Annotated in this window: 27 protein-coding genes and 3 pseudogenes; 16 read left to right on the plus strand and 14 right to left on the minus strand. The window is 67.4% G+C overall.

Annotated elements, in window-relative coordinates; genetic code table 11:
- Window positions 1-110 precede the first annotated feature (110 nt).
- The 4 genes from OG799_RS18315 to OG799_RS18330 form a co-directional block, all read right to left on the minus strand.
- On the minus strand, window positions 111-1313 hold the full coding sequence (locus OG799_RS18315) for a low temperature requirement protein A (RefSeq protein WP_406036408.1): 1203 nt from the start codon (window positions 1311-1313) through the stop codon (window positions 111-113).
- Window positions 1314-1564: 251 nt separating this feature from the next.
- The gene (locus tag OG799_RS18320) at window positions 1565-2455 is read right to left on the minus strand and encodes an IS3 family transposase (protein ID WP_406036336.1); all 891 of its coding nucleotides are present in this window, start codon (window positions 2453-2455) and stop codon (window positions 1565-1567) included.
- The gene (locus OG799_RS18325; protein WP_357115009.1) at window positions 2452-2748 is read right to left on the minus strand and encodes a transposase; all 297 of its coding nucleotides are present in this window, start codon (window positions 2746-2748) and stop codon (window positions 2452-2454) included. Before OG799_RS18325 ends, OG799_RS18320 begins: the two co-directional genes overlap by 4 nt.
- A gap of 99 nt (window positions 2749-2847) precedes the next feature.
- A complete protein-coding gene (locus OG799_RS18330; protein WP_406036409.1) occupies window positions 2848-2985 on the minus strand; it encodes a hypothetical protein in 138 nt (45 codons plus the stop codon).
- A gap of 44 nt (window positions 2986-3029) precedes the next feature.
- On the opposite strand from OG799_RS18330, the gene OG799_RS18335 reads away from it, so the two are divergent.
- Complete coding sequence (locus OG799_RS18335) at window positions 3030-3437, plus strand: SDR family oxidoreductase (protein ID WP_406036410.1); 408 nt, start codon at window positions 3030-3032, stop codon at window positions 3435-3437.
- 30 nt (window positions 3438-3467) lie between these two features.
- Here OG799_RS18335 and OG799_RS18340 read toward each other — a convergent pair whose 3' ends face one another.
- Window positions 3468-3599, minus strand: coding sequence for a hypothetical protein (locus tag OG799_RS18340; protein ID WP_406036411.1), 132 nt, complete (start codon window positions 3597-3599; stop codon window positions 3468-3470).
- 583 nt (window positions 3600-4182) lie between these two features.
- Between OG799_RS18340 and OG799_RS18345 the strand changes: the two genes are divergently transcribed.
- From OG799_RS18345 to OG799_RS18355, 3 genes are read left to right on the plus strand one after another with little or no spacing between them, the layout of a single operon-like run.
- The gene (locus OG799_RS18345) at window positions 4183-4482 is read left to right on the plus strand and encodes a transposase (RefSeq protein WP_406036412.1); all 300 of its coding nucleotides are present in this window, start codon (window positions 4183-4185) and stop codon (window positions 4480-4482) included.
- Window positions 4479-5363, plus strand: coding sequence for an IS3 family transposase (locus OG799_RS18350; RefSeq protein ID WP_406036413.1), 885 nt, complete (start codon window positions 4479-4481; stop codon window positions 5361-5363). Before OG799_RS18345 ends, OG799_RS18350 begins: the two co-directional genes overlap by 4 nt.
- 60 nt (window positions 5364-5423) lie before the next feature.
- A complete protein-coding gene (locus tag OG799_RS18355; protein ID WP_406046322.1) occupies window positions 5424-5756 on the plus strand; it encodes an ArsR/SmtB family transcription factor in 333 nt (110 codons plus the stop codon).
- Window positions 5757-6021: 265 nt separating this feature from the next.
- On the opposite strand, the gene OG799_RS18360 is transcribed toward OG799_RS18355, so the two are convergent.
- Window positions 6022-6210: a hypothetical protein gene (locus tag OG799_RS18360; protein ID WP_406036414.1), complete on the minus strand. Its 189-nt coding sequence runs from the start codon at window positions 6208-6210 to the stop codon at window positions 6022-6024.
- A 10-nt stretch (window positions 6211-6220) separates the two neighbouring features.
- On the opposite strand from OG799_RS18360, the gene OG799_RS18365 reads away from it, so the two are divergent.
- The 8 genes and pseudogenes from OG799_RS18365 to OG799_RS18400 all read left to right on the plus strand — a co-directional run bounded on the left by OG799_RS18365 (window position 6221) and on the right by OG799_RS18400 (window position 13271).
- On the plus strand, window positions 6221-6598 hold the full coding sequence (locus OG799_RS18365; RefSeq protein WP_406036415.1) for a hypothetical protein: 378 nt from the start codon (window positions 6221-6223) through the stop codon (window positions 6596-6598).
- A gap of 220 nt (window positions 6599-6818) precedes the next feature.
- Window positions 6819-7235 (plus strand): hypothetical protein, encoded by a 417-nt coding sequence (locus OG799_RS18370; RefSeq protein ID WP_406036416.1) that lies wholly within the window; start codon window positions 6819-6821, stop codon window positions 7233-7235.
- 696 nt (window positions 7236-7931) lie between these two features.
- Entirely contained in the window at window positions 7932-8405 is a 474-nt protein-coding gene (locus OG799_RS18375) for an NUDIX domain-containing protein (RefSeq protein WP_406036417.1), read from the plus strand.
- A 282-nt stretch (window positions 8406-8687) separates the two neighbouring features.
- Complete coding sequence (locus OG799_RS18380; RefSeq protein ID WP_406036418.1) at window positions 8688-9032, plus strand: hypothetical protein; 345 nt, start codon at window positions 8688-8690, stop codon at window positions 9030-9032.
- Window positions 9033-9735: 703 nt separating this feature from the next.
- A complete protein-coding gene (locus OG799_RS18385) occupies window positions 9736-10083 on the plus strand; it encodes a pentapeptide repeat-containing protein (protein WP_406036419.1) in 348 nt (115 codons plus the stop codon).
- 239 nt (window positions 10084-10322) lie between these two features.
- Window positions 10323-11858 (plus strand): replication initiator, encoded by a 1536-nt coding sequence (locus OG799_RS18390; RefSeq protein ID WP_406036420.1) that lies wholly within the window; start codon window positions 10323-10325, stop codon window positions 11856-11858.
- Window positions 11855-12051: pseudogene (locus OG799_RS18395) on the plus strand (excisionase family DNA-binding protein). The gene OG799_RS18390 and the pseudogene OG799_RS18395 overlap by 4 nt, the downstream one beginning before the upstream one ends.
- Entirely contained in the window at window positions 12051-13271 is a 1221-nt protein-coding gene (locus OG799_RS18400) for a tyrosine-type recombinase/integrase (RefSeq protein WP_406036421.1), read from the plus strand. The pseudogene OG799_RS18395 and the gene OG799_RS18400 overlap by 1 nt, the downstream one beginning before the upstream one ends.
- A gap of 367 nt (window positions 13272-13638) precedes the next feature.
- Here OG799_RS18400 and OG799_RS18405 read toward each other — a convergent pair.
- The 3 genes and pseudogenes from OG799_RS18405 to OG799_RS18415 form a co-directional block, all read right to left on the minus strand.
- Window positions 13639-14463, minus strand: a pseudogene (locus OG799_RS18405) (IS5 family transposase); the annotation flags it as partial.
- A 196-nt stretch (window positions 14464-14659) separates the two neighbouring features.
- Entirely contained in the window at window positions 14660-15763 is a 1104-nt protein-coding gene (mraY, locus tag OG799_RS18410; protein WP_406036422.1) for a phospho-N-acetylmuramoyl-pentapeptide-transferase, read from the minus strand.
- Between the two features lie 28 nt (window positions 15764-15791).
- Window positions 15792-16412: a DinB family protein gene (locus OG799_RS18415; protein ID WP_406036423.1), complete on the minus strand. Its 621-nt coding sequence runs from the start codon at window positions 16410-16412 to the stop codon at window positions 15792-15794.
- Between the two features lie 213 nt (window positions 16413-16625).
- Here OG799_RS18415 and OG799_RS18420 point away from each other — a divergent pair.
- Window positions 16626-16955: pseudogene (locus OG799_RS18420) on the plus strand (tyrosine-type recombinase/integrase); the annotation flags it as partial.
- A 545-nt stretch (window positions 16956-17500) separates the two neighbouring features.
- On the opposite strand, the gene OG799_RS18425 reads toward OG799_RS18420, so the two are convergent.
- From OG799_RS18425 to OG799_RS18445, 5 genes are all read right to left on the minus strand, one after another.
- Entirely contained in the window at window positions 17501-18046 is a 546-nt protein-coding gene (locus OG799_RS18425) for a hypothetical protein (RefSeq protein WP_406036424.1), read from the minus strand.
- Between the two features lie 2 nt (window positions 18047-18048).
- The gene (locus OG799_RS18430; protein WP_406046323.1) at window positions 18049-18363 is read right to left on the minus strand and encodes a DNA/RNA non-specific endonuclease; all 315 of its coding nucleotides are present in this window, start codon (window positions 18361-18363) and stop codon (window positions 18049-18051) included.
- 47 nt (window positions 18364-18410) lie between these two features.
- Window positions 18411-19532: an ISAs1 family transposase gene (locus OG799_RS18435; protein ID WP_406036425.1), complete on the minus strand. Its 1122-nt coding sequence runs from the start codon at window positions 19530-19532 to the stop codon at window positions 18411-18413.
- 774 nt (window positions 19533-20306) lie between these two features.
- Window positions 20307-22739 carry an RHS repeat domain-containing protein gene (locus OG799_RS18440; RefSeq protein ID WP_406036426.1) on the minus strand — a complete coding sequence of 811 codons (2433 nt, stop codon included), beginning with the start codon at window positions 22737-22739 and terminating at the stop codon, window positions 20307-20309.
- 539 nt (window positions 22740-23278) lie between these two features.
- Window positions 23279-24469 (minus strand): hypothetical protein, encoded by a 1191-nt coding sequence (locus tag OG799_RS18445; protein WP_406036427.1) that lies wholly within the window; start codon window positions 24467-24469, stop codon window positions 23279-23281.
- A 40-nt stretch (window positions 24470-24509) separates the two neighbouring features.
- On the opposite strand from OG799_RS18445, the gene OG799_RS18450 reads away from it, so the two are divergent.
- The 3 genes from OG799_RS18450 to OG799_RS18460 are packed head-to-tail and all read left to right on the plus strand — an operon-like array spanning window position 24510 to window position 25692.
- Window positions 24510-24809: a transposase gene (locus OG799_RS18450; RefSeq protein ID WP_406036412.1), complete on the plus strand. Its 300-nt coding sequence runs from the start codon at window positions 24510-24512 to the stop codon at window positions 24807-24809.
- Complete coding sequence (locus tag OG799_RS18455) at window positions 24806-25525, plus strand: IS3 family transposase (protein WP_406036428.1); 720 nt, start codon at window positions 24806-24808, stop codon at window positions 25523-25525. Before OG799_RS18450 ends, OG799_RS18455 begins: the two co-directional genes overlap by 4 nt.
- Complete coding sequence (locus tag OG799_RS18460; protein WP_406036429.1) at window positions 25465-25692, plus strand: integrase core domain-containing protein; 228 nt, start codon at window positions 25465-25467, stop codon at window positions 25690-25692. Before OG799_RS18455 ends, OG799_RS18460 begins: the two co-directional genes overlap by 61 nt.
- Window positions 25693-26784: the final 1092 nt, after the last annotated feature.

Below are 26784 nucleotides of genomic sequence, written 5' to 3' on the forward strand. Positions count from 1 at the left end.
GCGGCATCTTCCCGGTCAGGCTTACGTGTACCTCGATGGACGCTTCAATGGGCAGGCCCCGGGCAGGCCCGCGTCAGCCGCTTTGATCAACAATTGGCCAAAGGCCGGGGCTAGCCATCCGTCGCGGTCCGGGCGGCGCCCTGCCTGAACCGGGTGGCGATGACGGTGGTGGCGACGAGGGCGGCGAGGAGCAGAGCGGTCAGGCGGGACGGCGCGGGTGTGAGCGGTGTGAGCAGCACGAGCGCGGTCGTGGCCCAGAACGGCACGGTCATCTTCAACTGGTCAAAGGGGCGGATGTGCAAGGTCCAGACTGCGATCAGGTAGATGGCGACCGGCGCGGCCACGGCGTACCCGGCAGCGACGCGCCCGAGGTGCGCGGTGCCGGTTTGGTAGTCGACGTCGATGGCGAGGCCGGCGCCGAGCGCGGCCGCCGACGCGAAGATCAGGTACTGGCCGTATCCCCACAGCAGCGCCACGCGCGGCGAGGCCGCCAGGTGGTGAACCGGGCGGTCGAAATACAGCCACCACATCGCGAAGACGATCACGACGCCGGCACCGGCGATGGACAGAAGAGTGCTCGCCTCGGTCCCCCTGTCAAAAGCGGTCTGGACGGCGAGGCTGGCCGCGAGTACCGACTCGCCGAGCACGATGATGGTGAACAGGCCGTACCGCTCGGTTATGTGGCGTGGGTGCCAGATGATCGGAGCGGGGCGCCTCGCCCAGAACGGCAGAAGCAGCTCGGCGAGGGCGATCGCCAGGAAGCCGGGCAACAGCCAGCCGTCGGGCAGTGCCAGCCGGGCGAGCCAGGCCGCCTGCAGCACGATGACGCCCACGGCATAGCGCAGTGCGGTGGCCCGCCGCTCCGGGTCGCTGCGGGCGACGCGCAACCATTGCCCGACCATCGCCAGCCGCATGATCACGTACCCGTACGTGATGACGGAGAAGTCGCTGTGGTCGAAGGCGCGCGGCACGCCACCGGCGATCACCAGCGCCCCGGCGATCTGGACCAGGGTAGTGAGGCGGTAGACGTCGTCCTCGGGGTCGTACGCGGAAGCGAACGTGGTGAAGTTCATCCACGCCCACCAGATCGCGAAGAACACCACCGGGTAGAGGCCAATCCCGTGACCGATGTCGGCCTCGCCCAGGTTGTGGTGCAGCCGGTCGGCGGCCTGCCGTACCGCGGCCACGAAGCACAGATCGAAGAGCAGCTCCAGCGGAGTCACCGTCCGGTACGGCTCATCGGTGGGGCGGGCGACCATCGGCCGGTACCAGGCGCGCGAGGGAATCCGCGGATGACTCGCGGTGTCGGACATGGCAGCACCTCGGACGGCTCGCGCAACGAAGGTTCCCTGAGCCGATCATTCCGAACACGACCCGTCCCGCGCGGACGCTCACCAAAGTTTCCATGAAGGGGCATGGAAGTCGGCTCAACAGGCCGAACGCGAGGCGACTCGACCTGGAGCGTTGACGCCGTGGACAATCCTGCAGGACGTGTTGGTCACAACCGCTGACCGCGCCAACTGTCCGCGGCCAGTGTCAATCCCCTGGAAGCGTGGAGGGTTGTTTAAGCTGCCTGAGCCCGGCGGGCTTCGGCGATGAAGTGTTCGTAGTCGACGGGTGACATGCCGTCGCAGGCGCTGTGACGTCTGCGGACGTTGTAGAAGTCGACGATCCAGGTGGCGATCTTGAGTCGGGCCTCGGATCGGGTGCGGAACCGTTGCCGGTGGATGTACTCGACCTTGATGGTGGAGTTGAACGCTTCGGCGGCGGCGTTGTCCAGGGCGCAGCCGACCCGGCCCATCGACTGTAGGACACCGAGGCGGCGGCAGGCCTTGGCGTAGTCGGCGGCGGTGTACTCGCTGCCGCGGTCGCTGTGGAAGATCACTCCGTCGACGGTGCCGCCGCGGGTCGCGGCGGCCATGCCCAGGGTCGCCTGGGTCAGGTCGGCGTCGTGATGCGCGCTCATCGCGTAGCCGAGCAGCCGCCTCGAGTACAGGTCGATCACCGTGGCCAGGTAGAGCTTGCCCTCGTCGGTGACGACCTCGGTGATGTCGCCGCACCACAACACGTCCGGCGCGACGGCGGTGAACTGCCGCCGCACCCGGTCCGGCGCCACCGGGCGTTTGCCCTGCTTGGTGAGGCTGCGTCGGCGCCTTCGGGTGCGTCCGGCCAGGCCGAGGGCGGCCATCCGCGCCGCGACGGTGTTGACCGACACCTGCCACCCGTCGGCGTGCAGATCCTGGGTCACCCGGGGAGAGCCGTAGGTGCCGCCGGAGGCGTCGAAGCAGGCCCGGATCGCCTCATCGAGGGCGTCGCGGCGGGTCTGCCGCGTGGTGGGTTGCCGGTCACGCCACTTGTAGAACCACGACTCACTCAGCCCCAGCGCCCGGCAGGTCACCGCGTGCGGCACGGCGTGCTCGGTCCTCTGAGCGGCGACGAACCCGGCCACAGTCACTTCGTCGCCTCCTTGACCCACAGGACCACGGATCGCTTGAGCACATCGCGCTCCATCGCCAGCTCGGCGTTCTCCTTGCGCAGCCGAGCCAGCTCGGCGCGTTCGTCCTCACCGAGACCGCCGGCGGCGGCCTCACCCCGAGCCCGCCGGTCCTGCGCCACCCAGTTGGCCAAGGTGCCGTCGTTGATCCCCAGGTCCCGAGCGACCTGCGCGATCGGCTTGCCCGTCTCCCGCACGATCCGCACGGCGCCCTCACGGAACTCCCGGTCGAACCGCCGCCTCGTCTCAGCCATGACCATCTATCCCCTTAGGTCCGGCCTCCACGCTATCGGGGGAACCTCACCAGTGAATACTGGCTCTGGCACGAACTTCGTGATCCACGCGGCGGAGGGCTATTCGGCGAGGATGACGCGCCGAGACGAGTCGTCGGTGGCCGGGGCGGTCGACGAGGCGTGGTCGCGGCTCGGCGGCATCGACATGCTGGTGAACAACGCCGGGATCGGCATGCGCACGGTCAACCCGCGCTTCATGACCCACCCCCGGGGCTTCTGGGAGGTGCCGGTCGACGGCTTCCGTGCGCCTGACCGGCTACTTCCTGGTGGCGCGCGAGATCGTGCCGCGGATGCTGGCCGCCGGCGGCGGGCGCATCGTCAACATCTCGGTGAGCCATTCGACCATGCATCGAGCCGGGTTCGTCCCCTACGGGCCGTCGCGTGCCGGCAGCGAGGCGCTGTCTCGGATCATGGCCGCTGACCTGCGGGACACGGGCGTCACCGTCAACCTGCTGCTGCCCGGGGGCGCAACCGTCACGGGGATGCTGCCCCTCGACGCCGTGCCCGAGGGCCAGGGTTTCCTGGAGCCCGCGGTGATGGGCCCGCCCATCGTCTGGCTGGCGTCCGACGACGCGACCGGCGTGCATGACGAACGCATCGTCGCCGTCGAATTCGAGCGCTGGATGCGCGACAGGACCGGCAGACGGTGAGGCGGGGCCGGCGGCCCCGCCCTCGACCGGTCAGGCGGCGGGTCGCAGCCGGCGGACGACCGGGTCGGGGCTGTCGGGTTGGGTGGCTTCCCAGCGGCGCTGTAGTGCGTCGACGAGGTTGTTGATCATGGGTTCGGTGACGTGGCTGTAGATGCCTCGCACGCCGGGGAGGCGGTGTCCGAGGCGGCGGGCTAGGTCTCGACGGCGAAGCTGAGCTGGTCGGCGAGGCCGCCGCCCGGCTGCTGGCCACGGCCACACCCAGGTGGAGCAGCCCCAGCCGCAGGCCACCGACCACCGGTCCCCGCGTCAAGCAGCGGCGCGGGGACCGGCTGCACGCGTACGCAGCTAACGAGCGGACCCCGGCCTGCATCCGCAGCCCTTGCCGGCCTGGGCAAATAGGGTGCTCGTAGCGCACGCCCCCTGCCCGGAGAACACGTACCGTCGAATGGGTGGACGTGCTGCTGCGCGGCGGGCCAGGTGGACGGGCACATCGTCCCCGGCGGCGGGGAAACCGTCCTGTGGCAGGCCTGCCTGTACGAGATCACGCCCGCGGTTGACCACCGGCGTGGACGCGACATGCGGATGTACCAACACCGCCCGGACTGCTGGCCATCGGGGTACTGGTCCTGGTTCCACCGGCCTATCGATGGTGTTGGTGGAACGATGGCAGACGTGGGAATGAGCTTCCCCCCTCGGGCCGGACACCCTGATCCCTGGCAGATGAGCCAGGAGGAAGGATGCCCTGGTGGCACGTCCCTCGCAGTACACCGAGCAGTTCCGTAAGGACGCGGTGGCGTTGGTCCGTTCGTCGGACTCGCCGTTGCGGCAGATAGCCCGTGACCTGGGCGTCAACCATGAGACGCTGCGTGGTTGGGTCCGGGCCGAGGAGCGTAGGGAGGCCGGCGGCCGGTCCGCGGAGCCCGAGTTGACGCTCACCGAGCGCGAAGAGCTGCGCAAGCTGCGTGCTCGGGTGCGGGAGCTGGAGCTGGAGAAGGACATTCTCCGCAAGGCAGCCCAATATTTTGCCAAGGAGATGGGGCATTGACCAGCCGCTACCGCTTCATCTCCGCCGAGCGCGCCACCTACGGCGTCACGCGGCTGTGTCGAGTCCTGCGGGTGCGCCGCCAGGGCTTCTACGAGTGGTTGCACGCCGCGGAGGCCCGCGAGCAGCGTGAGCAGGACGAGGACGCGCTCGCTGCGGAGATCACCGCGATCCACGCGGCGCACCGACAGGCGTACGGGTCCCCGCGCGTGACGGTGGAGCTACGCCGGCGCGGCCGGCGGGTCAACCGCAAGAAGGTCGAGCGGATCATGCGTCAGCGCGGGATCGTGGGCTTCACGCGCCGGCGACGCCGATCGCTGACCAAGCAGGATGTGACCGCGCCACCGGCCCCGGATCTGCTCGGCAGGGGCTTCACCGCCGCCGCGCCGGGCGAGAAGCTGGTCGGCGACATCACGTACCTGCCCACCGAGGAGGGCTGGCTGTATCTGGCCACCGTCATCGACCTGCACACCCGCGAGGTGGTCGGGCACGCGATGGCCGAGCACATGCGCGCCGAGCTGGCCTGCAACGCGATCACCCTGGCCGCCCGCCGGGGCCTGACCGGCAAGGGCGCGATCTTCCACTCGGACCGCGGATCGCAGTACACCTCCACCGAGTTCCGCCGCTGCCTGCGCAGACATCGGCTACGGGCATCGATGGGCCGTACTGGATCTTGCTATGACAATGCGGCCGCGGAAAGCTTCTTCGCGACCCTGAAAACCGAGGTCGGCACCAAGGTCTGGCCCACCCGCGCCGCCGCTCGCCAAGCGGTCTTCGCCTACCTGGCCTACTACAACACAAACCGTCTACATTCGACCATTGGATACCGCACACCCACCGAGGCCCGCCTCGGGTATCGTCACACCCACGCCCTCGCAGCGTGAGAACCCCGGTGTCCGGTCCCGGGGTGGAAGCTCAGAACTGCGAAAACTGCTACGCCTGCTATCTCGCCGCTTGCTGGCGAGCCGATCAAGCGTGCCGATGCCCAGCGGCTCGCGGGAGTGCTGAAGGCATTCGCCGACCCAGCCCGGCTGCGACTGCTCAGTCTCATCCAGTCCGCTCCGGAGGGCGAGGCGTCCGTGAGTGACCTCACCGCGCCACTCGGGCTCTCCCAGCCGACCGTCAGTCATCACCTTCGGATCCTCACCGAGGCCGGCCTGCTCGAGCGCGAGAAGCGCGGCGTCTGGGCGTACTACCGGCTAGTGCCATCCGCGATCGCGGCGATCGCCGACCTGTTGACGCCGCCCCGCAAGCGGGCGACGAAGAAGGCCCGCTGAGCGGCACTGTCGAAGGCCGGCGCCAGCGCCGGGTCCCCACCCGTGGGTCGGCAGACCCACGCAGGACGCACCTATCCAGCGCACTTGGGGCGTGGTGTTCAAGAATCCCCCGGTAGCGGCGGCCCGCCCAGCGTGGCTCCCCCGATGCCGATGACCCGCGCCGGGCGTGCCTCAGCGCGGTGAGCGATCCGAACTGGCGCCGCACGATGTCGTGCCGGCAGCGGCCGGCGCGCTCGCCGCCGCCGGCAGTCCGACAGCCGGGTGATCAGCGGGGGCGGCCCGGGGGTTCGAAGTCCCACGGCCCGGCGCGGCGGGCGGCGACGACGTCGATGTGTGCGCGGACCCGCTGGTGAACGAGTTCGGGCTCGGTCGGGCAGTCTGGCATGGTGAGTACCTCGGCGCGGGCGCGGTGGGCTATCGCCGTCCGCCGGTGGAAGTGCCGCACTGCGTGCACGTCGAGTGTGGTGCGGGAGCTGGCACTCGCGACCGTGATCGACCTCGACCCCGTCCGCCTGGACGTGCGGTCGCGGCGCCTGGTCGACGGCTCGCGGGTCGTCGCCCTCCACATCAACGGCCGCAGCCTCGTCGAGGCGCCCGCCACGACCGTCAAGATCCAGAAGGGATCGTTCAAGCTGGGCCAGCTCCCGGTGGCGACGCTGACGGCGACGACCAGTAGCACGCACCGCCAGTTTAAAACCGACGACTCCTTGACCCCCAGGCAACGATTCCGCTTCGTTGAGCTGGCGTTGCTGAGCCTCTCACCTGCGGGAGCGGTGCGCCGACGTCCGTGGTTGTGCGGCCCTGTTCGCACTCGTAGTCACTCAGTTAGACACTCACCCTGACACCGCCAGCCTGGCTGCCATCGCGAGCGTCTCGACCCCTCATTTGTAAGTTCTGGGCGCGTCGTCCGGCGGGGTCCGGCTGGATCCGTCACCTCGGACTGCTGTCCGCCTGCGGGGCGCGCCGGCTGTCCCGATCCTGGCTCGTTGCTGTCACCGTTGCTGTCGACAGGCCCTTGTGATCAAATCCGTGCGGCCGGCGTGCCGCGCGAAGGAGACCAAGGTGAGTCAGGAACACCGCCGTCAGAAGCAGCTTCCGGGCCACCATCTTGTCGCTGCTCTGGTCCTGGCCGTGCTCGTCTCGTGCGGGACAACCTCCGTGGTGGCCCGCGCATATGCCGCTTGCGATGTCGGGATCAACGCGAGCGCCAACGCCTTCGGGCTCATAGCGTTGCTTCCAGTGCTGGCCATCGTCCATGGTGTGGCTCTTATCGTCACGTACACGGTCACTGGGCGGTGGATGATGTCGCCGGCCCTGCGGGCTGGGGTCTCAGTGTTGACCACCGTTGTCGTCGTCGTGGTTCTCTCCTGGGCGTACTTCGCGCTTGCCGGCCTGCCTCTGCGGAATGCCCTGTGCCCGGCCGGAGAGCCGCCTTGGTGGCCTTACTGGTTACCGCCCTCCCACGACGTCTACCCGTAGTCTGGCGGGCCATCAGACGTTGAAGCGGAACTTAGAGCGCCGGCGCACCTATCAGCGGCAACAGCGCCCGAAGCCTGCTCGCACGGCGTCTCGGTCTGCCATGGCTGCTCGCTGGTTCGCAACGTTTCACGGTGTCTTGTGCCCCCTGTGCCCCCAGACCGCCGGGCCGTCTCCTGACGGCATCGATCGAGGCTGGTCCGCCTACAGTCGGCTGGTGGAATTCGGTACCTTCGCCGGCTTCGGCCTGCTGCTCTGTGCGGGATTTGCCTGTCTCTTCCTCATCGCCGTCGTAGGGCTGCTCGCGGCCTGGTGGAAGCCCAAGGGCTGACGGGGGCCAACCTCAGCTTGGGAATCGGGTTGATCTACACGTTGGGTAGCCATGCCGGCTGGTTAAGCAACACGGAGCGTTCGAGTTGACGCCATCAAAGTGCAGGCTTTGCCCGGTGTTGACCGTCGCATCGGGCACGAGACGGGCACGGCCGTCACCCAAGGGCGAGCGGACGGTACGACAACGAGATCGGCCGAGCCTAAGATCAGCGGATGGCCATGGTGATCAACATTATGCTGTTGAATCGGACCCGGCCACGCCGCTGACCGTGCTGGTTCGCAACGTTGCCGCGCCGTGCGCGTGTGGGCTGAGCGGAAATACGATGGCTCACATTTCCGCACCGCATGGCTCACCGATTGGATGGCCGTATGAGGATTCCGCCGTTCGCGTTCAAGCTGCTCTATCACATCCGTCGCGTGTACTGGCGGATCGCCAAGCCGACCACCTACGGCGTGAAAGCGCTGATCATGCACCCGGCCGACGCTGACCGAGTGCTCCTCGTCCAACACAGCTACGGCGACCGATCCCTGTGGAGCCTGCCGGGAGGCGGATATAAGCCAGCCCGGGAGACCCCAGAGCAAGCGGCCAGGCGTGAGTGCATCGAGGAACTGGGCATTGAGTTGGACTCGTTCGCCCTTGTGCTAGAGGAACACCTGACCACCAGCGGGGGCAAACGGGGCTACCTGAAGATCGTCCGCCTGCAGGCAATCTCGGACGAGATCAACCCAAATGGGGAGATCTCCGAAGCCCGGTGGGTAGCCGTCGACCTTACGGACCTACCTGACAACTCGGCGGTCTCCAAGTGGGTGTATTCGGCCCTAAAAACGCACCCAGCTACTTGAAGCTCATGATGGCTCTGCGCCGACGTGGGGTTTACCTGGCTCGTGCCCTGGTCAGCCCGTCTTTGCTGTCACCGTTGCTGTCGACAGCCGCCCCGCCCGGTGGGGTGGGCGCCTGCGATCCTCGGACCAGCCCTGACCGCACCAGCCGACGGCCTTGCTTTACAAACCATCGGCTTACCAGTCACTATCACCCCGCACCTTCTGACCCAGGGCCCCCGCCGACCATGGCCTTTACCAACGCCTTCGGTTCGGTCTTGGACTGACGGCTTCTGGAGGTAGAACATGTTCTTCAAAGCCGTCATTGTGGTGCTGGTGACTATTGCGGGGCTGGCTGCAATAATCTGGGTTGCCAACTGGCCCTTCAACACGCCGTGGGAGAACGAGCTCAGTCCCGAAGAACGTCGGATTAACGCCGCGCACAATCGGCGTCATCACCGCCGTGCGGCACGCATGATATTGCCCATTTTTGCCATCGGGTTCGGAATTACATCGGTGAGCCTTTTGTCAGGCCCGAAAAGTGATCCGTTCGCGGCGGTAGTCATGGGCGTCTGTTCGGTTGTGTGCGCCGGCGTGTTCGGTGCCCTGATCAAGAGGGGGCGCGGGCGGCGGTCTTCGACACGGCGATGAACTCTTTGGCTCAGAGCAGCACCTCACGCTTGTCCATCCTGTAGCGACCAGCTTGCCATCCCGTCTGCCATCGACCCGCCCTTTTGGGGAGCGGGCCACCGTCCGGCACGCCATGTCAAGACGGCCTTGACGGCAGGTTCGGACGCTGGCGGGTCGGGCGGTCGTCTGCTCGGCTTGCCCGGGTCGATAGCAGGCGGGATGGCCCACCGCAACCACCCACGGACCGTGACCCGCCGGCGGAGCCCCGGCCATCCTGGAGCCGGAGCGCCCCCGCCGGAGGCGCTCTAACCGCAGCCCCGCGACCGCCGCCAGCTCGCCGACGCGGCCGGCGTGCGCTCCCCTGCGCCGCGCGGGCTCGTGGCCGCGCGGCCCGGCCGGCTGCCGGCCCACCACCACACCGGTCAACGATCTGTTGTTCTGCGGCGGCCCTCCGGGCTTCCCCGCTTTCCGCGCCAGCCGCCGGGCGTCAGTCGTGACGGCCGCAGAGCGACAGCGGCAGTGGCCGGCGCGCCCTGGCGGCGGCGCGTGCGGCCCGCTTGTCGGGCCGCCTTGATGGACGTAAGGAAAGTTCTCCCGCACCGGCCGGCAGCAGAGGCCACAGCCGGCTGTCGTGTCCAGTTGATGCGACGCACGTACAGCGCGCCATGCGCCGCGCGTAGCAAGTCGGTGGTTGGGCATCGGGCGATCAGGCTACGGTTCGCGGATGAGCATCCTGCCCGGCGCGACGAGGAAGTCGTTCGCGGGTCGCGATCTTCGGCATCGCACCCTTGATAGGCACTCTTTCAAGTTGTGTGACTTCCGGGGCGCCGACCTCCGAGGGGCCTCCCTCCGAGGGGCCAGCTTCGCTGGCTGCGATCTACGGGATGCCGACCTGCGCGACGCGGATCTGTCCTACGCGAATTTCGGCTACGTTTCGACTCACGATCCGGAGTACGGGCGCACGGACGTTACCGGGGCCCGATGGGACGGGGCCAACCTTCGAGGCGTCACCGTCGAGCGCGTCATCGGGTGGCCAGACAGCCTCTCAGACTCCGGAGTTACATCGGGTTGACGTGTCGGCACCCGGTGCTACTCTGACCCTCGTCGAGCACGCCAGCGCGGCCTTCCTGCCGGATCGCTGGACTCGATGTCGGAGATGCCGAGCGGCCTTCCTGCCACTGATGCGGGCCACGTCCCGCCGGCTCTCGATCGCACCGGACGCTGTGCCGGTCCCCTGAATCCGCTGAGCGGCCCAGCACGGCCTTCCCTGCCGTCCACGATGGCGCGAATTCGTTGACTCCACGGGTGGGGATGCCTGCGGCAACCCGCCCTCAGGTCCTGCACCGCGCTGCCATGCCGGACTTCTTCGGCTGGCTGGAGCACACCCGCACCGCTGGCGGCTGCGCCCGCCCGATCCGCCTCACCGGCACCCTCGCCGCTGTCGACCCCGACAGCGGCCGGATCCTGCGACAGCAGCACACGGACGAGCTGCCCGACCGCACGCTCTACAAGGCGTGCGGCAACCGCCGCGAATCGGAGTGCCGGGACTGCGCCTGGGTCTACGCCGGTGACGCCTACCAGGTCGTCCGCTGCGGCCTGACCGGCGGCAAAGGCGTACCCGCCTCGATCGGCCGGCACCCGGTCGTCTTCGCCACCTTCACCGCCCCGTCCTTCGGCGCGGTCCACCACCGGCACATCCCTCGCCATACCTGCGGCAACCGACAGCGCTGCGACTGCAGCCCGGCCCCGTGCCACGCCCGCCGCACCGCCGCCAGATGCCAGCACGGACAGCCCGCGGTGTGCTTCGCCCGCCACGACGCCGACGACCCGCAGCTCGGGCAGCCGTTGTGCCTCGACTGCTACGACCACGACCACCAGGTCGTCTGGAACGGCTTCGCTGGTGAGTTGTGGCGGCGCACCAAGCAGGCCATCGAACGCCGTCTCGCCGCCCTCTGCCGCCGACGCGGCATCCCCCACGTCCAGGTCGTCAGCGACTCAGGCAAGATCCGCCGGGTGCCGCCCGTGCGGGTTTCGCACGGCAAGGTCGCCGAGATGCAACGTCGAGGAGCGGTGCACTTCCACGCCCTGCTCCGCCTCGACGGCGTCGACCCGGACGACCGGACCGCGTTGGTGCCGCCGCCGGCCGGCATCACCGTCGACGACCTGGAAGCCGCCGTCCACGCCGCAGCCCGACAGATCAGCGTCACCACACCGCCGCACCCCGACCGGTCGCAGGGCTGGGAGGTGGCCTGGGGCGAGCAGGTCGACGTCCGGCGCATCGGCATCTCCGACGGTGACGTGACCGACGGCAAGGTGGCCGCCTACCTGGCCAAGTACGCCACCAAGTCGACCGAGGCCACCGGTCACCGGTCCACCCGCCTCACCTCGGCCACCGTCGACGACTACCCCGACCCGGAAGGCGGCCACCTCGCCCGCCTCATCGACGCCTGCTGGCACCTCGGCCGCCCCACCTTGACCGAGACAACCAGCGGCGCCGAATGGATCGGCTGCCGTCAAGACGGCCTTGACGGCAAACCGAGCCCCTACGCCGGGCTGCGGCGCTGGGCGCACATGCTCGGCTTCGGCGGCCACTTCCTCACGAAGGCCCGCCGCTACTCGGTCACCTTCGGCCTGCTCCGCGACACCCGCGCGACGTTCCGCCGGACCGAAGACGATGACACGAGCGACACCATCACCATCGGCAGCCTCACCTACGCCAGAGCCGGCTGGCTCACCGACGGCGACGCACTCCTTGCCAACACCGCCGCCGCCCAGCGACGAGAGAGCAGACGCGTCGGCCGCGAAGAACTCGCCCACGAAGCATGGCTGACCGGGGCGGCCGCATGAGCAGAGACCTCACCCCGCGCTGGTACTCCCCGCCGAGGTCGCCGTCCTCCTCGGCTTCGGCATCTCCAAGGTCAAGATGAAGATCGCCACCGGCGAACTGCGCTCCATCAAGGACGGCAAGTACCGCCGCATCCTCCCCGAATGGGTCGACGACTACATCCGCCAACAGGTCGAACGCCAGGAGGCCGCCTGATGCCCGGACGCACCCGCGCCAACGGCGAAGGCTCGATCTTCCCCTACCGCAACGGCTTCGCCGCCTACGTCTGGGTCACCAAGCCCGACGGCAAACGCACCCGCAAGTACGTCTACGGCAAGACCCGCGAGGCCGTCCACGACAAGTGGATCAAACTGCACCAGCAGGCGAAGCAGGGGCCGGTGGCGACCAGCGTCCCCACGGTCGGCAGCTTCCTCACCTACTGGCTGACCGAGATCATCCAGCCGAACCGGGCACCGTTGACCTACGCCACCTACGAGACATTCGTCCGCCGCCACATCGCCCCCGGCCTCGGGGCGAAGCGGCTCGACGGGCTCCACTCGCGGGACGTCCAGACCTGGATCAACCAGGTCGCCCGAACCTGCCAGTGCTGCGCCCAGGGCAAGGACACCGCGCGCCGGAAGGAGAAGCGGCGCTGCTGCGCGGTCAGCCGCTGCTGCCAGGCGGTCCCGTCGACGCGCACGGTCAGCGACATCCGGGCCGCACTGCGGGCCGCCCTCACCCACGCCCAGGCCGAAGACCTCATCACCAAGAATCCCGCCGTACCGGTCACCCTGGCCACCGTCCGCCGGCGGCGAGGCCGGTCGTGGTCGAGTGACGAGGCCCGCAAGTTCCTGGAGTCCGCCCGCCACGACGAGGACCCGCTCTACGCCGCCTACGCCCTGGTCCTCGTCACCGGCCTACGCAAGGGCGAGGCCCTAGGACTGACGTGGGAGGACGTCGACCTCGACGCGGGAGAGCTGACCATCGGCCGCCAACTGCAACGAGTCCGCGGCCAGCTCCTCCACCGCGACACCAAGACCCAGGCATCCGACGCCACACTCCCCCTGCCCGACATCTGCCTGACCGCACTCAAGCTGAGAAACGAACAACGCGACGAGGCACGAGAAACCGCCGGCAAGGCATGGCACGAGACCGACCTCGTATTCACCACCCGCTATGGCACACCCATCGAGCCGCGCAACTTCCAGCGCTCCTGGCAGACAAGGTGCGAGAAGGCCGGCGTCAGACCGATCACCGTGCACGACGCCAGGCGCACCTGCGCCACACTGCTCGCCGACCTCGACGTCCACCCGAGAGTCGCCATGCAGGTCCTCCGGCACGCCCGCTTCTCCGTAACCATGGAGATCTACACCCACGTCTCATCCAAGGCCACACGGGAAGCCCTCAAGCGGCTTGGCGATTCCCTCGGCCGCTGACGGCGTTGCTGTACTTCGCTGCTGTACGGGCAGCAGAAAGGCCACCTCCCGATACCGGGAAGTGGCCTTGACCTGGGTGGGCGATACTGGGATCGAACCAGTGACCTCTTCGGTGTGAACGTCGATCTCGCCTGTCGCCAGTTCACAGCCGACACCACGTGATGTCGTCGCGTGCGCTCCAGCCGCCGCCGGAGGTCGCCCCATGATGGATGACGCCAGACCTCTTGCTGACACAGAGACCGAGGGGTCTGGCCGCGACCGGCTTAGAGGCCGTCGGGTAACCGGATGGTTACGTTGTGAAAAGTTGTTCGGCGTTGATGCGTCGAGCGGCTGCACGTTCGGCGGTGTTGGCCCATCGGGTCGGTTGACGGGCCAGGCGTATCGCCATGAGTCGAATCATTGCGACTTTGATCATGGTCTCGGAGTTGGTGGTGAGGCGTTCGTAGTCGCGGGCCAGGCGTCGGTTGCGGATCAGCCAGCCGAAGGTGCGTTCCACGACCCAGCGGCGGGGTAGGACCTGGAAGCCTTTGACGTCGTCGGTGCGTTTGACGATCTGCAGCAGGATGCCGAGTTGGGTCTTGGCCCAGGTCAGCAGACTGGTGTCGACGCTGTTGGCGTAGCCACCGTCGGCCCAGACGACGGCGATGGTGGTGAAGGTGGCGGCGAGGCGGTGCAGCAGCGCCCGTCCGCCGGGTCGGTCCTGTACCGAGGCGGAGGTGACCGCGACGACGAGCAGGAGTCCCATCGTGTCGACGATCAGGTGTCGTTTCCGGCCGGTGGTGCGCTTACCCATGTCGAATCCACGAGACTCACCTCCCTCACTGGATTTGATCGACTGGGCGTCCAGAACCGCCGCCGTGGGCTCGGGTTCCCGCCCGGCCTGCACGCGCACCTGCCGCCGCAGTTCGTCGTGGATGGCATCCCACGTGCCGTCTCGGCGCCAGGTGGTGAACCACCGATGCGCCGCGTCCGGCGGGGCCAGATCGTGAGGCATCAACCGCCACGCACAGCCCGACCGCAGCACATAGAAGATCGAGTTCAGAATCAACCGATCGTCGTACACCCGCGGACGTCCGCCTTTGCGCAGGTCACGCACCGGCATCAACGGAGCCAGGACAGCCCACATCGCGTCGGTCAGGCTGGATGAGTAGCATCTACGGGCGTCGTCCCCGCCAAGATCCCTGTTGCACACACATCAAGATCATGGCGGGGATGACGCATTTGTCGAGCACCCGACATCGACGTTTCTCGCCGTAACAGCCCGCCCTCAATCGGTTACCCGACGGTCTCTTAGGCAATGCTGCTGCCAGACGCTGGCACCCCGGTGGGGAACCAGGCTGCCCGGCGGATCACCGTCGGTGGCACGACACAGGCTTGTCGCGTGGCTTTTATCCAACGACCGCCAAGAAATCCGAGTAGAACAGGCCCAGGCCGACCGCCACGCAGACGCCGGCCACGATCCAAAACCGGACCACAATATTGACCTCGCTCCATCCGGCCAGCTCGAAGTGGTGGTGCAACGGCACCATCCGGAAGACACGTCTACCGGTGGTCCGGAACGAGACGATCTGGATCACCCAGGTCGTCGTGATGATGACGAAGAGCCCGCCGATCATGATCGAAAGCAGCGTGGTGCGGGTTGCCACCGCGAGCCCGCCGATCAGGCCGCCGAGCCCGAGCGAGCCCACGTCACCCATGAAGATCCGCGCCGGGGACGTGTTCCACCACAGGAAGCCCACGCAGGCGGCGGCCGCCGCCGCCGCGATCATGGCGATCTCCAGGGGATCCCGGACCTGGTAGCAGTAGTCGTTCACGCGGGCGTACGCGTCGTCGGCGCACCAGTGCCGGTACTGCCAGAAGCCGATCAGCGCGTACGCGCCGAGCACCAGGATCGACGCGCCGGTGGCCAGGCCGTCGAGGCCGTCGGTGAGGTTCACGCCGTTCGACATCGCCATGATCACGAAGACGAAGACCATGACCGCGCCGACCTTGCCGACGTTCAGCCAGCTGATGTCGCGGATGAGCGAGATGTGCTCGCTGGCCACGGTCTGGCCGTTGGTGCTCGGCACGTAGAGCGCGGCGATGCCGAACCCGCCGCCGACGATCGCCTGGCCGAGCAGCTTGCCTTTGGCGGACAGTCCGTCGGAGTTGCGCCGGCGCACCTTGAGGAAGTCGTCGAAGAAGCCGACCGCGCCGCAGAAGACGAACAGCCCGAGCAGCACCAGGGCCGTCATGGTCGGCCCCTCCTGCGCGATCTGCCGCTCGGGCAGGGTAGTCAGGGCGATGTGCCCGGCCACGTACGCGAAGACGGTCGCCACGATGAACGCGACGCCACCCATCGTGGGGGTGCCCTTCTTGGTCAGATGGGTGGCCGGCCCGATCGATCGGATCGGCTGGCCGGCCTTGAGCGCGGTGAAGACGCGAATCGCCACCGGCGTGCCGAACAGGGAGATGATGAACGCGACCGCGGCCGCGACGATGACCGCCCTCACGGGCGAACCTCCACGAGATCCGGATTTCTCACGGCGTCCCCACCGCGCAATGCGTGTCGGATAGGTCGGCATGATGCGAGCCGCCGGCCGCTTCCTGCGCAGCCCGCTCGATCTTCGCCCAGTACGCCTCCCGGGCCGCCGTGTCGATCTGCTCCTCGTACTCAGCCATCACCCCGGTCCGGCCATCGAGCTGCTCACGCAGGATGTCGGCGTGTCCGGCATGCCGGGTGGTCTCCTGAAGGACGTGGACCATGATGTTGAACAGCTTGACGTCCGGCCGCGACCACCACGGCACGTGGCCAGGCGCGTCGATGGGAAGCTCTTCGATCGTCGCGTCCGCATGCCCCCAGGCACGCTGATAGAAGTCGATGATCTGCTCGCGGGTCTCGCCCGGGGTCACCCACAGGTCGCTGCCGTCCGCGTCCTGCCATCGCCCCAGCGGCTCCGGGAACGGGCGGCCGAAGACCTCACCGAAATACCAGGCCTCCAGGGTCGCCAAGTGCTTCACCAGGCCAAGGAGGTTGGTCCCCGTCGCTGTCAAAGGACGCCGGACGTCGTACTCGGACAGGCCCTCGAGCTTCCAGACCAGCGCCTGACGTGTCCGCCTGAGCTGGCCGTGCAGATCGTCCTTAGCGAAATCATCGATCACGAGACACGATCTTGCCATCCGACGGCAGGCGGAGCAGCCCTGGACCTCACGGCGCGGTGGTTCGTAACTCGCCGACACGAATCCGACGACGATCTTGCAGCGCCAGGCCCGAGGCCGAGTAGTAACAGTTCGCTATGGTCGCGACCATGGTTGATGTCTTCGCGGCCAGCGGTGGCGGCAGTGTCGGCGGTTGGTTTGCGTCGGTTGGAATTGGAACGCGACGAGGCACGAGAAACCGCCGGCAAGGCATGGCACGAGACGGACCTCGTATTCACCACCCGCTATGGCACACCCATCGAGCCGCGCAACTTCCAGCGCTCCTGGCAGACAAGGTGCGAGAAGGCCGGCGTCAGACCGATCACCGTGCACGACGCCAGGCGCACCTGCGCCACACTGCTCGCCGACCTCGACGTCCACCCGAGAGTCGCCATGCAGGTCCTCCGGCACGCCCGCTTCTCCGTAACCATGGAGATCTACACCCACGTCTCATCCAAGGCCACACGGGAAGCCCTCAAGCGGCTTGGCGATTCCCTCGGCCGCTGACGGCGTTGCTGTACTTCGCTGCTGTACGGGCAGCAGAAAGGCCACCTCCCGATACCGGGAAGTGGCCTTGACCTGGGTGGGCGATACTGGGATCGAACCAGTGACCTCTTCGGTGTGAACCGGGACGCTGCAGCGTCCCTGACCTGCGGAAACGCACAGCCGCAGGTGAGGGTAGGTGCCGTTGAGTGCAGTTGGGCGACGTTCGATGCAGTTCAGCGCCGTTCAGCGCACCCCGTTGCTCCCAGCCCGCTCCCCCATCAATCATCGGTGGGCTGTACGGCGGGGCGCCAACACGGTCGCCGTCGGCGGTCGAGGCTCCTCGATCCCACCCGGCCCACGCGCTCGTCGACGTCCCATCTGGCGTTGCCCTCAACCGGGGTGAGGCGGTAGCACTGCGCTGCGCCGAGTATGAACGGCGCCAGCGCGAGGGGCCTGCTGCTGGTCTCGGGTGGCTCATCGGTAGGTGCTGGCCCGGGTGACCGACGCCTTCGAAGGCCCGACAGCCAAAGGTCGAAGCCGGAGCGATCCACAAATTCCGAGGACTGCTACTCCCGGAACGGGTAGAACTTGTAAGACAAGCTCGTCTCAGTGACATAGTTGATTACAGGAACGGGCTTCCGGTTCTCACCGAGCGCTAGGAGCAACTCCGTCATGGTGCCGCCATAGAGCTCCGGTGCCTCGCCCATCCCAATATCACAAACCACGGTCGGCCAGCCCGACGGCGACGCTGATGTCATATGCCAACAGAGCAGATAGTCGGCCTGCACGGCACCCCACATACACAAATCGCCGGGCGATTCGCCGAAACGGTATGGATAATCCCCCTTCACCTCAGCTCGATCGTTCATTACCTCGTGATAATTCCTTGCGTACGCTACGAAGTCCGCAAGCCCCGGCCATTCATGGGGGTGGTGCACCGTGAGGGGTCCAAGGTTACCCGCCGGGAAACGCTCGATGTACTGGCGATAATCGGGCGGAAAGTCATGTCCGGAAGCTTCCACGAGGGCCGGCCAATCGAATTTATTGTTAGCCGAACCTTCCCAACCCACCAAGTTTGCGAGTCGATCGATCACACTATCTGACGAGTTCACTTCTACCTCCGAGCCGGCAGCGGCTGATACGCAAACGGACTATTCTCGAACACGAAGGTCTGACTGCCAAATCGGTCGCCCGCGACGTAGGCCTTTACCGCATATGGCACCGGATTACTGCCACTGTACAATGGAGAGACTTGGTAATACACCGTTTCTCCAGTCTTCACCCGTTGGGTGACATAATTCTCAACCGTCCAATACATCACGGGCGTGTTTACCGTTTTGTACAACGGCACTAGATTTTTAGGCGCATTTGGATCACTGGAAGCACCTGCACCACCCAGACTTCTGGCGATCAAGTGGCCTGAGTGCATTTGCTTCGTCAACGGGTCATATCCAGAGGTAAAGCAAAGTCAGTTGATCATGTTCGGGATGCGGCGAGTAGTGGCAGGATCAGCAGTTTGTTGCCGTGGAGTCGCTCCAGGACCTGTTTGATCTTGGAGTGGCCGGCGAGGCGGATCAGTCCGATGGCGAGGTTGCGGAACAGGGCCATGGTGTGGGCGGCGGCACCGAGCCAGGCATGGTGGTGGTCTTCGGCGAAGAGGACGTCCCGGACCCAGTGGATCTTGTTTTCGATGCCCCAGTGTCGGCGGGTGTAGTCGGCGATTTCTGCGGCTGTGGTGGCCTGGGCGTCCAGGTTGGTGATCCCGTGGACGATGTCCTTGTGCAGGCGTTGGCCGGTCAGGTCGTAGGTGTCGCGGCGGATCCGGAAGACCTGCGCGGCGGCGGGGAACTCGATGCCGGCGGCGTCGGCGGTCCAGATCCGACGCTCGATGATGAGTCCCGAGCGGTGTTCGCGGTGAGTGTGGGCGGCGCTGTCGCTGGTCGCGGCGGGTAGGCGCTGCCAGATCGCCGCGAGGAGGGCGGGTCTGTTGCCCTTGACGGTGAACACGTAACCGGCGCCGCGGTGGTGCAGGTAGGTGGCGGTGTCGGTCGAGGGGTGCGCGGCGTCGGCGGTGATCACCGCGCCGGCGATCTCGACCGGGTCCAGCAACGCTTGGACCTGGGTGACCTCGGTGGTGTCGTCGGGCACCCGGAGTTGAGCGATCACGACGGCGGTGTCGTGGCGCATCGCGGAGAACAGTCTCACGTTGTTGGCGGGGTCGCCGTCGTGGGAGGCCCGTACGGTCTTGCCGTCCAAGGCCAGGCCAGGCCGCCCGCCGTCGGTGGGTGGGATGCGGGTGGCGATCCACTGACACAGCAGGCGGTCGGTGGCGGCGGCGTCGATCGTCTCGGCCACACGGCGCAGGGTGTCCCGACTGGGCGGTATCCGCCGGCCGTGGCGGGGGTCCACGCGGGCGCCCGCGGCGGCCAGCAGCAGCGCGGGCAGCTCGGCGACCCGGTCGGCGGCCTGGCGGAAGTTACGGGCTCCGCAGAGCACCGCCAACGCCAACATGGTCAACGCCGCCGGCAGCCCGTGACGCACTCCCCGAGGCTTGCGTGGGTCGCTGACCTGGGAGAACACCTCGTACAACGCGGTCACGTCGGAAACGTCGATGTCAGCGCCGCTGTCAGTGACGCAAGCGGTCAAGGCATGGGAGACTGCCACGAGCGGCCCTTCTTTGCAGACGATGCTGGCGTAGAGAACCTTCATCATCCACTTAGGAAGACCGCGTCTATGAACCGGCCTCAGACAGCGAAACCGCCGCTGAGCAGCACGTCCACATGATCACCTGACTTTGCTTTGCCCCTGGGGTCATATCCTGGCGGATAGTAACTGGCGCTCGTGCCATATGGAGGAAGCACACCCCCGTAACACGCGCTCGCTCCAGTGGCCCGGCCACGCGGGTCAGCGGGGTTGGAATCGCCCGCATACCACGAATGGTCAAGCTCATAGTAGTTGATTTCCGATGGTCCCGATCCGCTTAGGCAGCCTTCTTCTTCGCTGTATCTGCGTGCGTCGTTTGGACTTTCGTATGCTTCCGCCAGTACCCCGTGAACCACGCCGTAGTGGTCTGCCTGGTCTGTTGGGAAGCTCGGCAGGGTTTCCTGCCGCTGGTCGGGTTGCACGGTGGGGGCGGGGCCGTTGTTGGGGTTGTTGCCAATCTGGGACCCAGCAGGAAGAAGTGACTCCGACTCGCGTCGTTCGCTGCCGCGAGGCTTGGGCTTGGGCAGGATGTCCAGCAGCCATGGCGTCCGGCAGAGCTGACCACCGGTGAGGCCTGCGGCGAGTGACTTCACGACGCACGGCGGGATCGGAAGTGGATTGCGGCAGTCTCGGCTGCAGGGCGCCTTCGGTCCTGGCGGGTCCCCTGGCCTAGGGGTAGGAGGGGGTAGGAGGGTCGCCTGGGTCGTAGACGAATGCGCAGCGGGCTGCGTGGGGGTTGCGTTCGCAATAGTCCAGGCTGGGAAGGTTGATAGTGCTTGTCGCCCAATTGCCGCCCGACGGGCCTTGGCTAGGCGCGGGTGTTGGATTCGGATTGGAATGCGGCTGGGGACGATTGTGATAATAGTCGTAGGCCAGAAAGCCGGCGACAATTACGCCAGCGAGAAGGAGAGTCACGCCAGCCGATGCACCAGCGCCCGCAGCACCAACGGCGACCGTGTCCGCTACGAGAACCGCGGTCCCTGCGTCATGTCCGCTTGGATCAAGCCCAGTGACCGGACTCGAATTCGCGTAACTGTAGCGATTTGCCTGAGAAACGGGGTCGGGCGCCAAGGTCCACGTGTCACGGCTGGCGAAGGCACCGGTTCCCGGGTTATACCAGCGGGCGTGGGCGTTGGTTTGGGTGGTGTCGGGGTCGGTCCAGCCGCCTTGGTAGCCAAGCGGCAGGGTGCCGGTGGATGCGGCGGTCTGCCCGTAGGGCTGGTAGGTGCGGGAGGCGGTGAGGTCGCCGGTGGTGGGGTTGCTTGCGGCGGTGATGTCGTCGTGAACGCCGTCGGTGATGAGGTTCCGGGCGGCGCTGGTACCTGTCTTTTCGGACAGGGGTTGGCCGGCGGGGTCCCGGATGATCTGGCTGTCCTGGCCAGCGGCAAGCGGGGTGCGGATGGGCTGGTTGGTCAGGTCGTTGTAGAGGAAGCCGAGGCCGTTGCGTTGGGCGAGGCGGTCGAGGGCGTCGTAGGTGTAGGTGACGGTGTAGCCGGGGTTGGTCGCCTGGGTGAGGCGTTCGAAGGCGTCGAAGTTGTAGCTGTCGACGGTGGTGCCGGCGATGTGGGTGGACATAGTGCCGCGGGGGGTCCAGGTCCAGGTTTCGTCGGGTTGGCCGGCGCCGCTGGCGGTGGTGGTGCGGTTGCGGGCGTCGTAGGTGGTGGTGCGGGTGCCGGCGGGGGTGGTGACGGTGGTGCGGTTGGAGGCGTTGTCGTAGCCGTAGGTGCTCTGCTGGTTGGTGGGTGATTTCCAGCTGGTGAGTCGGTCGAGGCCGTCGTAGCCGTAGGTGTTGGCGCCGGCGCCGGTAAAGCCGGTGGTGGTCTTGGTGAGGAGCAGGTCGTCGTTGTCGTAGGTGTAGGTGGTGGAGGCGGTGGTGGTGCCTGCGGGTTTCTTGTAGGTGTCGGTGGCGAGGCGGGCGAGGTTGTCGTAGGTGTAGACGCGGGTGGGGCCGCTGGTGCCGTAGGTGGTTTGGCCGAGTTGTCCGCTGTTCTTGTAGGTGTTGGTGGCGGTGATCCCGGTGAGGGGGTCGGCGACGGTGGCGAGGGCGCCGGCGGCGTTGTAGGTGAAGGTGGCGGTGCCCGTGGCGTCGATGCGGCTGGTGAGGTTGCCTTCGCTGTCGTAGGTGTAGCTGGCAATGCCGGCCGGGCCGTTGGCGCCGGTGAGTTTGCCGCGGTCGTTCCAGGTGTAGGTGGTGGCGCCGGTGGGGCCGACGACGCTGGTGATGCGGCCGACGGCGTCGTAGTCGAGTTGGCGGCTGGCGGTGGTGGCCTCCGCCCCGGTGCCGGTTTCCTGGGTGAGGTTGCCGAGCTTGTCGTGGGTGAGGGTGCGGGTGATACCGCCGGGAAGCAGATAGGTGACGGGTTGTCCGGCGGCGTCGTAGCCGGTGGTCCAGGTCCGGTCGGCGGCGTTGGGGTGTGCGGTGGTGGCGGGCTCGATGACGGAGTCGGGCTGTCCCCAGGGGGTGTAGGTGTAGGTGGTGGGGTTGCCGTTGCCGTCGACCATGCGGGTGCGCTTGCCGGTGAGGTCGTAGCCGAGCTGGACGGTGACGGCGGTGGCGGAGTCAGCAGGGTTGACACGTTGGGCGACGCTGGTGAGCTGGCCTGCGGTGTCGTAGCCGTACTGGCTGATGCGGCCTTCACCGCTGGTGAGGGTGAGTGGTTGGCCGGCGCCGTTGTAGGTGGTGGTGGCGGTTCGCTGGGTGGTGGCGCATGTGCCGGTTGTAGTGGTGGTGCAGTCCGTGGTGGCGGTCAGCCGCCCAGCGAGGTCGTAGGTCTGGGTGGTGACGGGGTCGACGTAGGTAGTGCCCTTGCCCTTCACGGAGGTCAGGGGCCGGCCGGCCATGTCGTAGGTGTATTGAGTGAACCGGTCCGTCGGGTCGGTGACCTTGAGGGGCTCGCCCGCCGTGTTGTAGGTGGTGGTCGTGGCGTGGCTGAGCGGGGTGGTTGCGGTGGTGAGGTTGCCGGCGGTGTCGTAGCCGAGGTTGGTGGTCAGGTAGAGGGTGCTGCCGGTGCTGCGGTCGGTGACGGTGGAGGTGATCTGCTGGCCGAGGTCGTTGTAGGTGGCCGAGGTCGCCCCACCGGTGGGGTCGATGGTAGACAGCACCTCCCCGACACGGTCGTAGGTGTAGGTCCAGACTGGCGCGGTCTTGGGGCCATCGTCGTCGGGGTCGGGCAGGGTGCGGGTGAGCGGTTGGCCGTAAGGGTCGTAGGTGTAGCTGGTGGTTCGGCCGAGCGGGTCGGTGGCGTGGTCGAGCAGGCCCTGGGGGTTGTAGACGGTCCGGTAGGTGGCGGCGATCGCGACACCGCCCGGCGTGGTGTACGGCGGTAGGTCGACGGCGGTGGGTCGGCCGGCCGGGTCGACGGAGATGGTGGTGACGGCGCCGTCGGCGCCGCGCTGGTGGGTGGCTTCACCGAACGTGTTGTAGCCGATTGTGGTCACGGGGGCGGCGCCGCTGCTGGTGTCGCCGGTCCAGACCGTACGGGCCTCACCCGTGGTCGTGACGAGGTTGCCCAGCGGGTCGTGGGTGTAGTTGGTGGTGACTCCGGCCGGATCGGTGGTTTCGGTGACCAGGCCCCGCGCGTCGCGGGCGTAGGTGGTGGTGAGGGCGGCGGGGCTCCCGCCAGTGTTGGCGACGGTCTCGGTCAGGACGCGACCGGCGTCGTCGTAGGTGAAGCTGGTGGACTCGGAACGGCCGGGTGAGGCCGCCCCGGTGCGGCTGACCGTGTCGACGGTGCCGTCGAGGTTGCGACTGTAGGTGACGGCGCGGTCCAGGCCGTGGGGTCGAGGTGCTCTTCCTTGATGTAGCCGGCCTTGTCATAGACGTTGGTGCTGGTGGTGCCGCCCATGTCGGTCTGCACGTTGGGCTGGCCTGCGGCGTTGTAGTCAACCTTGGCCAGCTGGGTCTCGCTGGTGATGTCACCGTTGGCGTCGCGCCGCACCCGGCTGGTAGTGGAGAGCAGGTTGTCGCCGTAGTAGGTGTAGGTGGTCTCACGGCCCATCGCGTCAACGACCGAGGCGAGTCGTCCGGCGGGGTCGTAGGAGCGGGAGTCGATGACGAGCCGGGTCGTGTCGGGGTTCATCGGGTCGACTGCTGAGCCGACGGTGGCGGTTTCGATGCGCCGGTGCGCTTCGTCGTAGGTGTGCTCGAGGACTAGCCCGCCGGGCTGGGTGACCTTGACGGGGTCGCCGCGGTTGTCCCAGTCCTGGTTGGTGACCGCGCCATCGGGTGCGGTGGTGATGTCGGGACGGCCGGCGGGGTCGTAGGTCCAGGTCCAGGTGCGGTCCGGGTCGTTGCCGGCGATGTCGTCGATGAGCTGGCTGGTGCGTTGACCGGAGCCGTTGTAGCCGTAGGTGGTCTTGGCCTGGTGGGTTTCGTTGGTGACCGGGTTGATGATGGCCGGGCCGGTGACGGTGGCGACCTGGGACAGCGCGTTGTAGGTGTAGCTGGTGGTGCTGTAGGCCTCGCCGATGGTGGGGGCGAGAGTGATAGCGGTGACGCGGCCGAGGACGTCGCAGGTGTAGGTGGTGGTCAGACCGACCGGGTCGACGGTGCGGACGAGGTCACCGGCGCTGTTGTAGTAGTTGCGGGTGGTCTTGCCGTTGCGGGCAGTCGCGGTCAACTGAAGCCCGGCGGGGATGGTGCCAGTGCCGGCAGGCTCAGCGGCCTCGGTTCCAGTCGAGTAGGTGAAGGTTTCGGTTGGCGAGGTGCTGTAGCCGGACGGTGCCGGGTAGCTGACGGTGGTGATACGCCCGAGGCTGTCAAGGGTGTGGTCGACCCGGTAGGTGGTGTCGGTGGCGGAGGCGGAGTGAGCTTCCCCCCTCGGGCCGGACACCCTGATCCCTGGCAGATGAGCCAGGAGGAAGGATGCCCTGGTGGCACGTCCCTCGCAGTACACCGAGCAGTTCCGTAAGGACGCGGTGGCGTTGGTCCGTTCGTCGGACTCGCCGTTGCGGCAGATAGCCCGTGACCTGGGCGTCAACCATGAGACGCTGCGTGGTTGGGTCCGGGCCGAGGAGCGTAGGGAGGCCGGCGGCCGGTCCGCGGAGCCCGAGTTGACGCTCACCGAGCGCGAAGAGCTGCGCAAGCTGCGTGCTCGGGTGCGGGAGCTGGAGCTGGAGAAGGACATTCTCCGCAAGGCAGCCCAATATTTTGCCAAGGAGATGGGGCATTGACCAGCCGCTACCGCTTCATCTCCGCCGAGCGCGCCACCTACGGCGTCACGCGGCTGTGTCGAGTCCTGCGGGTGCGCCGCCAGGGCTTCTACGAGTGGTTGCACGCCGCGGAGGCCCGCGAGCAGCGTGAGCAGGACGAGGACGCGCTCGCTGCGGAGATCACCGCGATCCACGCGGCGCACCGACAGGCGTACGGGTCCCCGCGCGTGACGGTGGAGCTACGCCGGCGCGGCCGGCGGGTCAACCGCAAGAAGGTCGAGCGGATCATGCGTCAGCGCGGGATCGTGGGCTTCACGCGCCGGCGACGCCGATCGCTGACCAAGCAGGATGTGACCGCGCCACCGGCCCCGGATCTGCTCGGCAGGGGCTTCACCGCCGCCGCGCCGGGCGAGAAGCTGGTCGGCGACATCACGTACCTGCCCACCGAGGAGGGCTGGCTGTATCTGGCCACCGTCATCGACCTGCACACCCGCGAGGTGGTCGGGCACGCGATGGCCGAGCACATGCGCGCCGAGCTGGCCTGCAACGCGATCACCCTGGCCGCCCGCCGGGGCCTGACCGGCAAGGGCGCGATCTTCCACTCGGACCGCGGATCGCCCAGTACACCTCCACCGAGTTCCGCCGCTGCCTGCGCAGACATCGGCTACGGGCATCGATGGGCCGTACTGGATCTTGCTATGACAATGCGGCCGCGGAAAGCTTCTTCGCGACCCTGAAAACCGAGGTCGGCACCAAGGTCTGGCCCACCCGCGCCGCCGCTCGCCAAGCGGTCTTCGCCTACCTGGCCTACTACAACACAAACCGTCTACATTCGACCATTGGATACCGCACACCCACCGAGGCCCGCCTCGGGTATCGTCACACCCACGCCCTCGCAGCGTGAGAACCCCGGTGTCCGGTCCCGGGGTGGAAGCTCAAGTGCCGTGGCCGGGCGGTGGGCAAGTGATCGTCGAGGGTGGCCGGCGTGGCAGGTGCGGCGACGCCGGCGACAAGGTATACAGACAGGGTTGGGCCTTCGGTCGTGCTGGTTTAGTCACCTTCGCTCGTACCGAAGGCCCTTCCCCATGTCACGCCGCCACGCCGGCCCGGCGGAATCATCGATCTCTTGCCCGGCCATCCAGCCGACCCAAACCCTTATTTACCAGGCTCTTACGCTCACGCGAATCTATTCTTGGTGACCTCTTCGGCATGGCCGAAGAGGTCACCAAGCAGGAAGCCCTGGTCAGGGCATTGCTGATGGGATCGGAGTCTCAGCTCCTGGGACCTGCACCGGCGCCTGCGCGGTTGATCGCAGAGCCAGGCGTCGATTCAGCGGCCTCGCTCCTGGCCCGCCCAGGTGTTCGACACGGCCGTCGACGCGGGTCGATCGCGGAGCTGCAGCAGAGTGACCACTTCGGACTTCACTGGGAGGTCAAGCACGTCGGACGGTTCTATCGTCGCTGTTCACGGTCTTGGCCGGCGGCGGGCTGGTTGAGCACTTCGGCAACGAGGGACCACTTCGTCGACGTGCACCCAATCTGCTCCCAATGCAAGCTCCCCCCGGCCGCAGAGTCGTTACCGCCCTGACCTGCGCAAACCTCCCCACCTGGCGACATAGAACGCAGTTGAAGTACGTTCAGCGCCGTTGAGCACTGCGGTGTGAAGCAGGACGCCGCACCGCCTCCGACCTGCGGAAACGGAAGACCGCAGGTCGGGGCGAGTGCTGTTGAGCGCTGTTCGGCGCCGTTGCGTGCAGTTGACTGCCGTTCAGTGCACCTGGCTGCTCCCACCCCGCTCCCCCCGATCCTGTTTCCACGGCAGGAGCTCCCGGTGTCGGGTCCGCTGGTGGCGCAGGAGACGGCCAGGGCGCACCCGGCCGCGGCCACCGGTCAGCCTCCTCGGCGGTAATACTGGGTCAGTGCGTGGATCATGGGCTCATGTCGGCCGGTTATGGACCAACGGCGAGCCGTTCCTCGCCATCGACGCCACAAGCCGA

The organism is Micromonospora sp. NBC_00898 (genome assembly GCF_045207895.1).
Classification (GTDB): Bacteria; Actinomycetota; Actinomycetes; order Mycobacteriales; family Micromonosporaceae; genus Micromonospora.

What these genes read in the sequence shown, in the direction of transcription:
- OG799_RS18315 (WP_406036408.1), bottom strand. Translation starts at nt 1,313, where the DNA reads ATGTCCGACACCGCGAGTCATCCGCGGATTCCCTCGCGCGCCTGGTAC.
- OG799_RS18325 (WP_357115009.1), bottom strand. Translation starts at nt 2,748, where the DNA reads ATGGCTGAGACGAGGCGGCGGTTCGACCGGGAGTTCCGTGAGGGCGCC.
- OG799_RS18330 (WP_406036409.1), bottom strand. Translation starts at nt 2,985, where the DNA reads ATGAAGCGCGGGTTGACCGTGCGCATGCCGATCCCGGCGTTGTTCACC.
- OG799_RS18375 (WP_406036417.1), top strand. Translation starts at nt 7,932, where the DNA reads ATGAGGATTCCGCCGTTCGCGTTCAAGCTGCTCTATCACATCCGTCGC.
- OG799_RS18380 (WP_406036418.1), top strand. Translation starts at nt 8,688, where the DNA reads ATGTTCTTCAAAGCCGTCATTGTGGTGCTGGTGACTATTGCGGGGCTG.
- OG799_RS18385 (WP_406036419.1), top strand. Translation starts at nt 9,736, where the DNA reads ATGAGCATCCTGCCCGGCGCGACGAGGAAGTCGTTCGCGGGTCGCGAT.
- OG799_RS18390 (WP_406036420.1), top strand. Translation starts at nt 10,323, where the DNA reads ATGCCTGCGGCAACCCGCCCTCAGGTCCTGCACCGCGCTGCCATGCCG.
- OG799_RS18400 (WP_406036421.1), top strand. Translation starts at nt 12,051, where the DNA reads ATGCCCGGACGCACCCGCGCCAACGGCGAAGGCTCGATCTTCCCCTAC.
- OG799_RS18430 (WP_406046323.1), bottom strand. Translation starts at nt 18,363, where the DNA reads ATGCACTCAGGCCACTTGATCGCCAGAAGTCTGGGTGGTGCAGGTGCT.
- OG799_RS18460 (WP_406036429.1), top strand. Translation starts at nt 25,465, where the DNA reads ATGGGCCGTACTGGATCTTGCTATGACAATGCGGCCGCGGAAAGCTTC.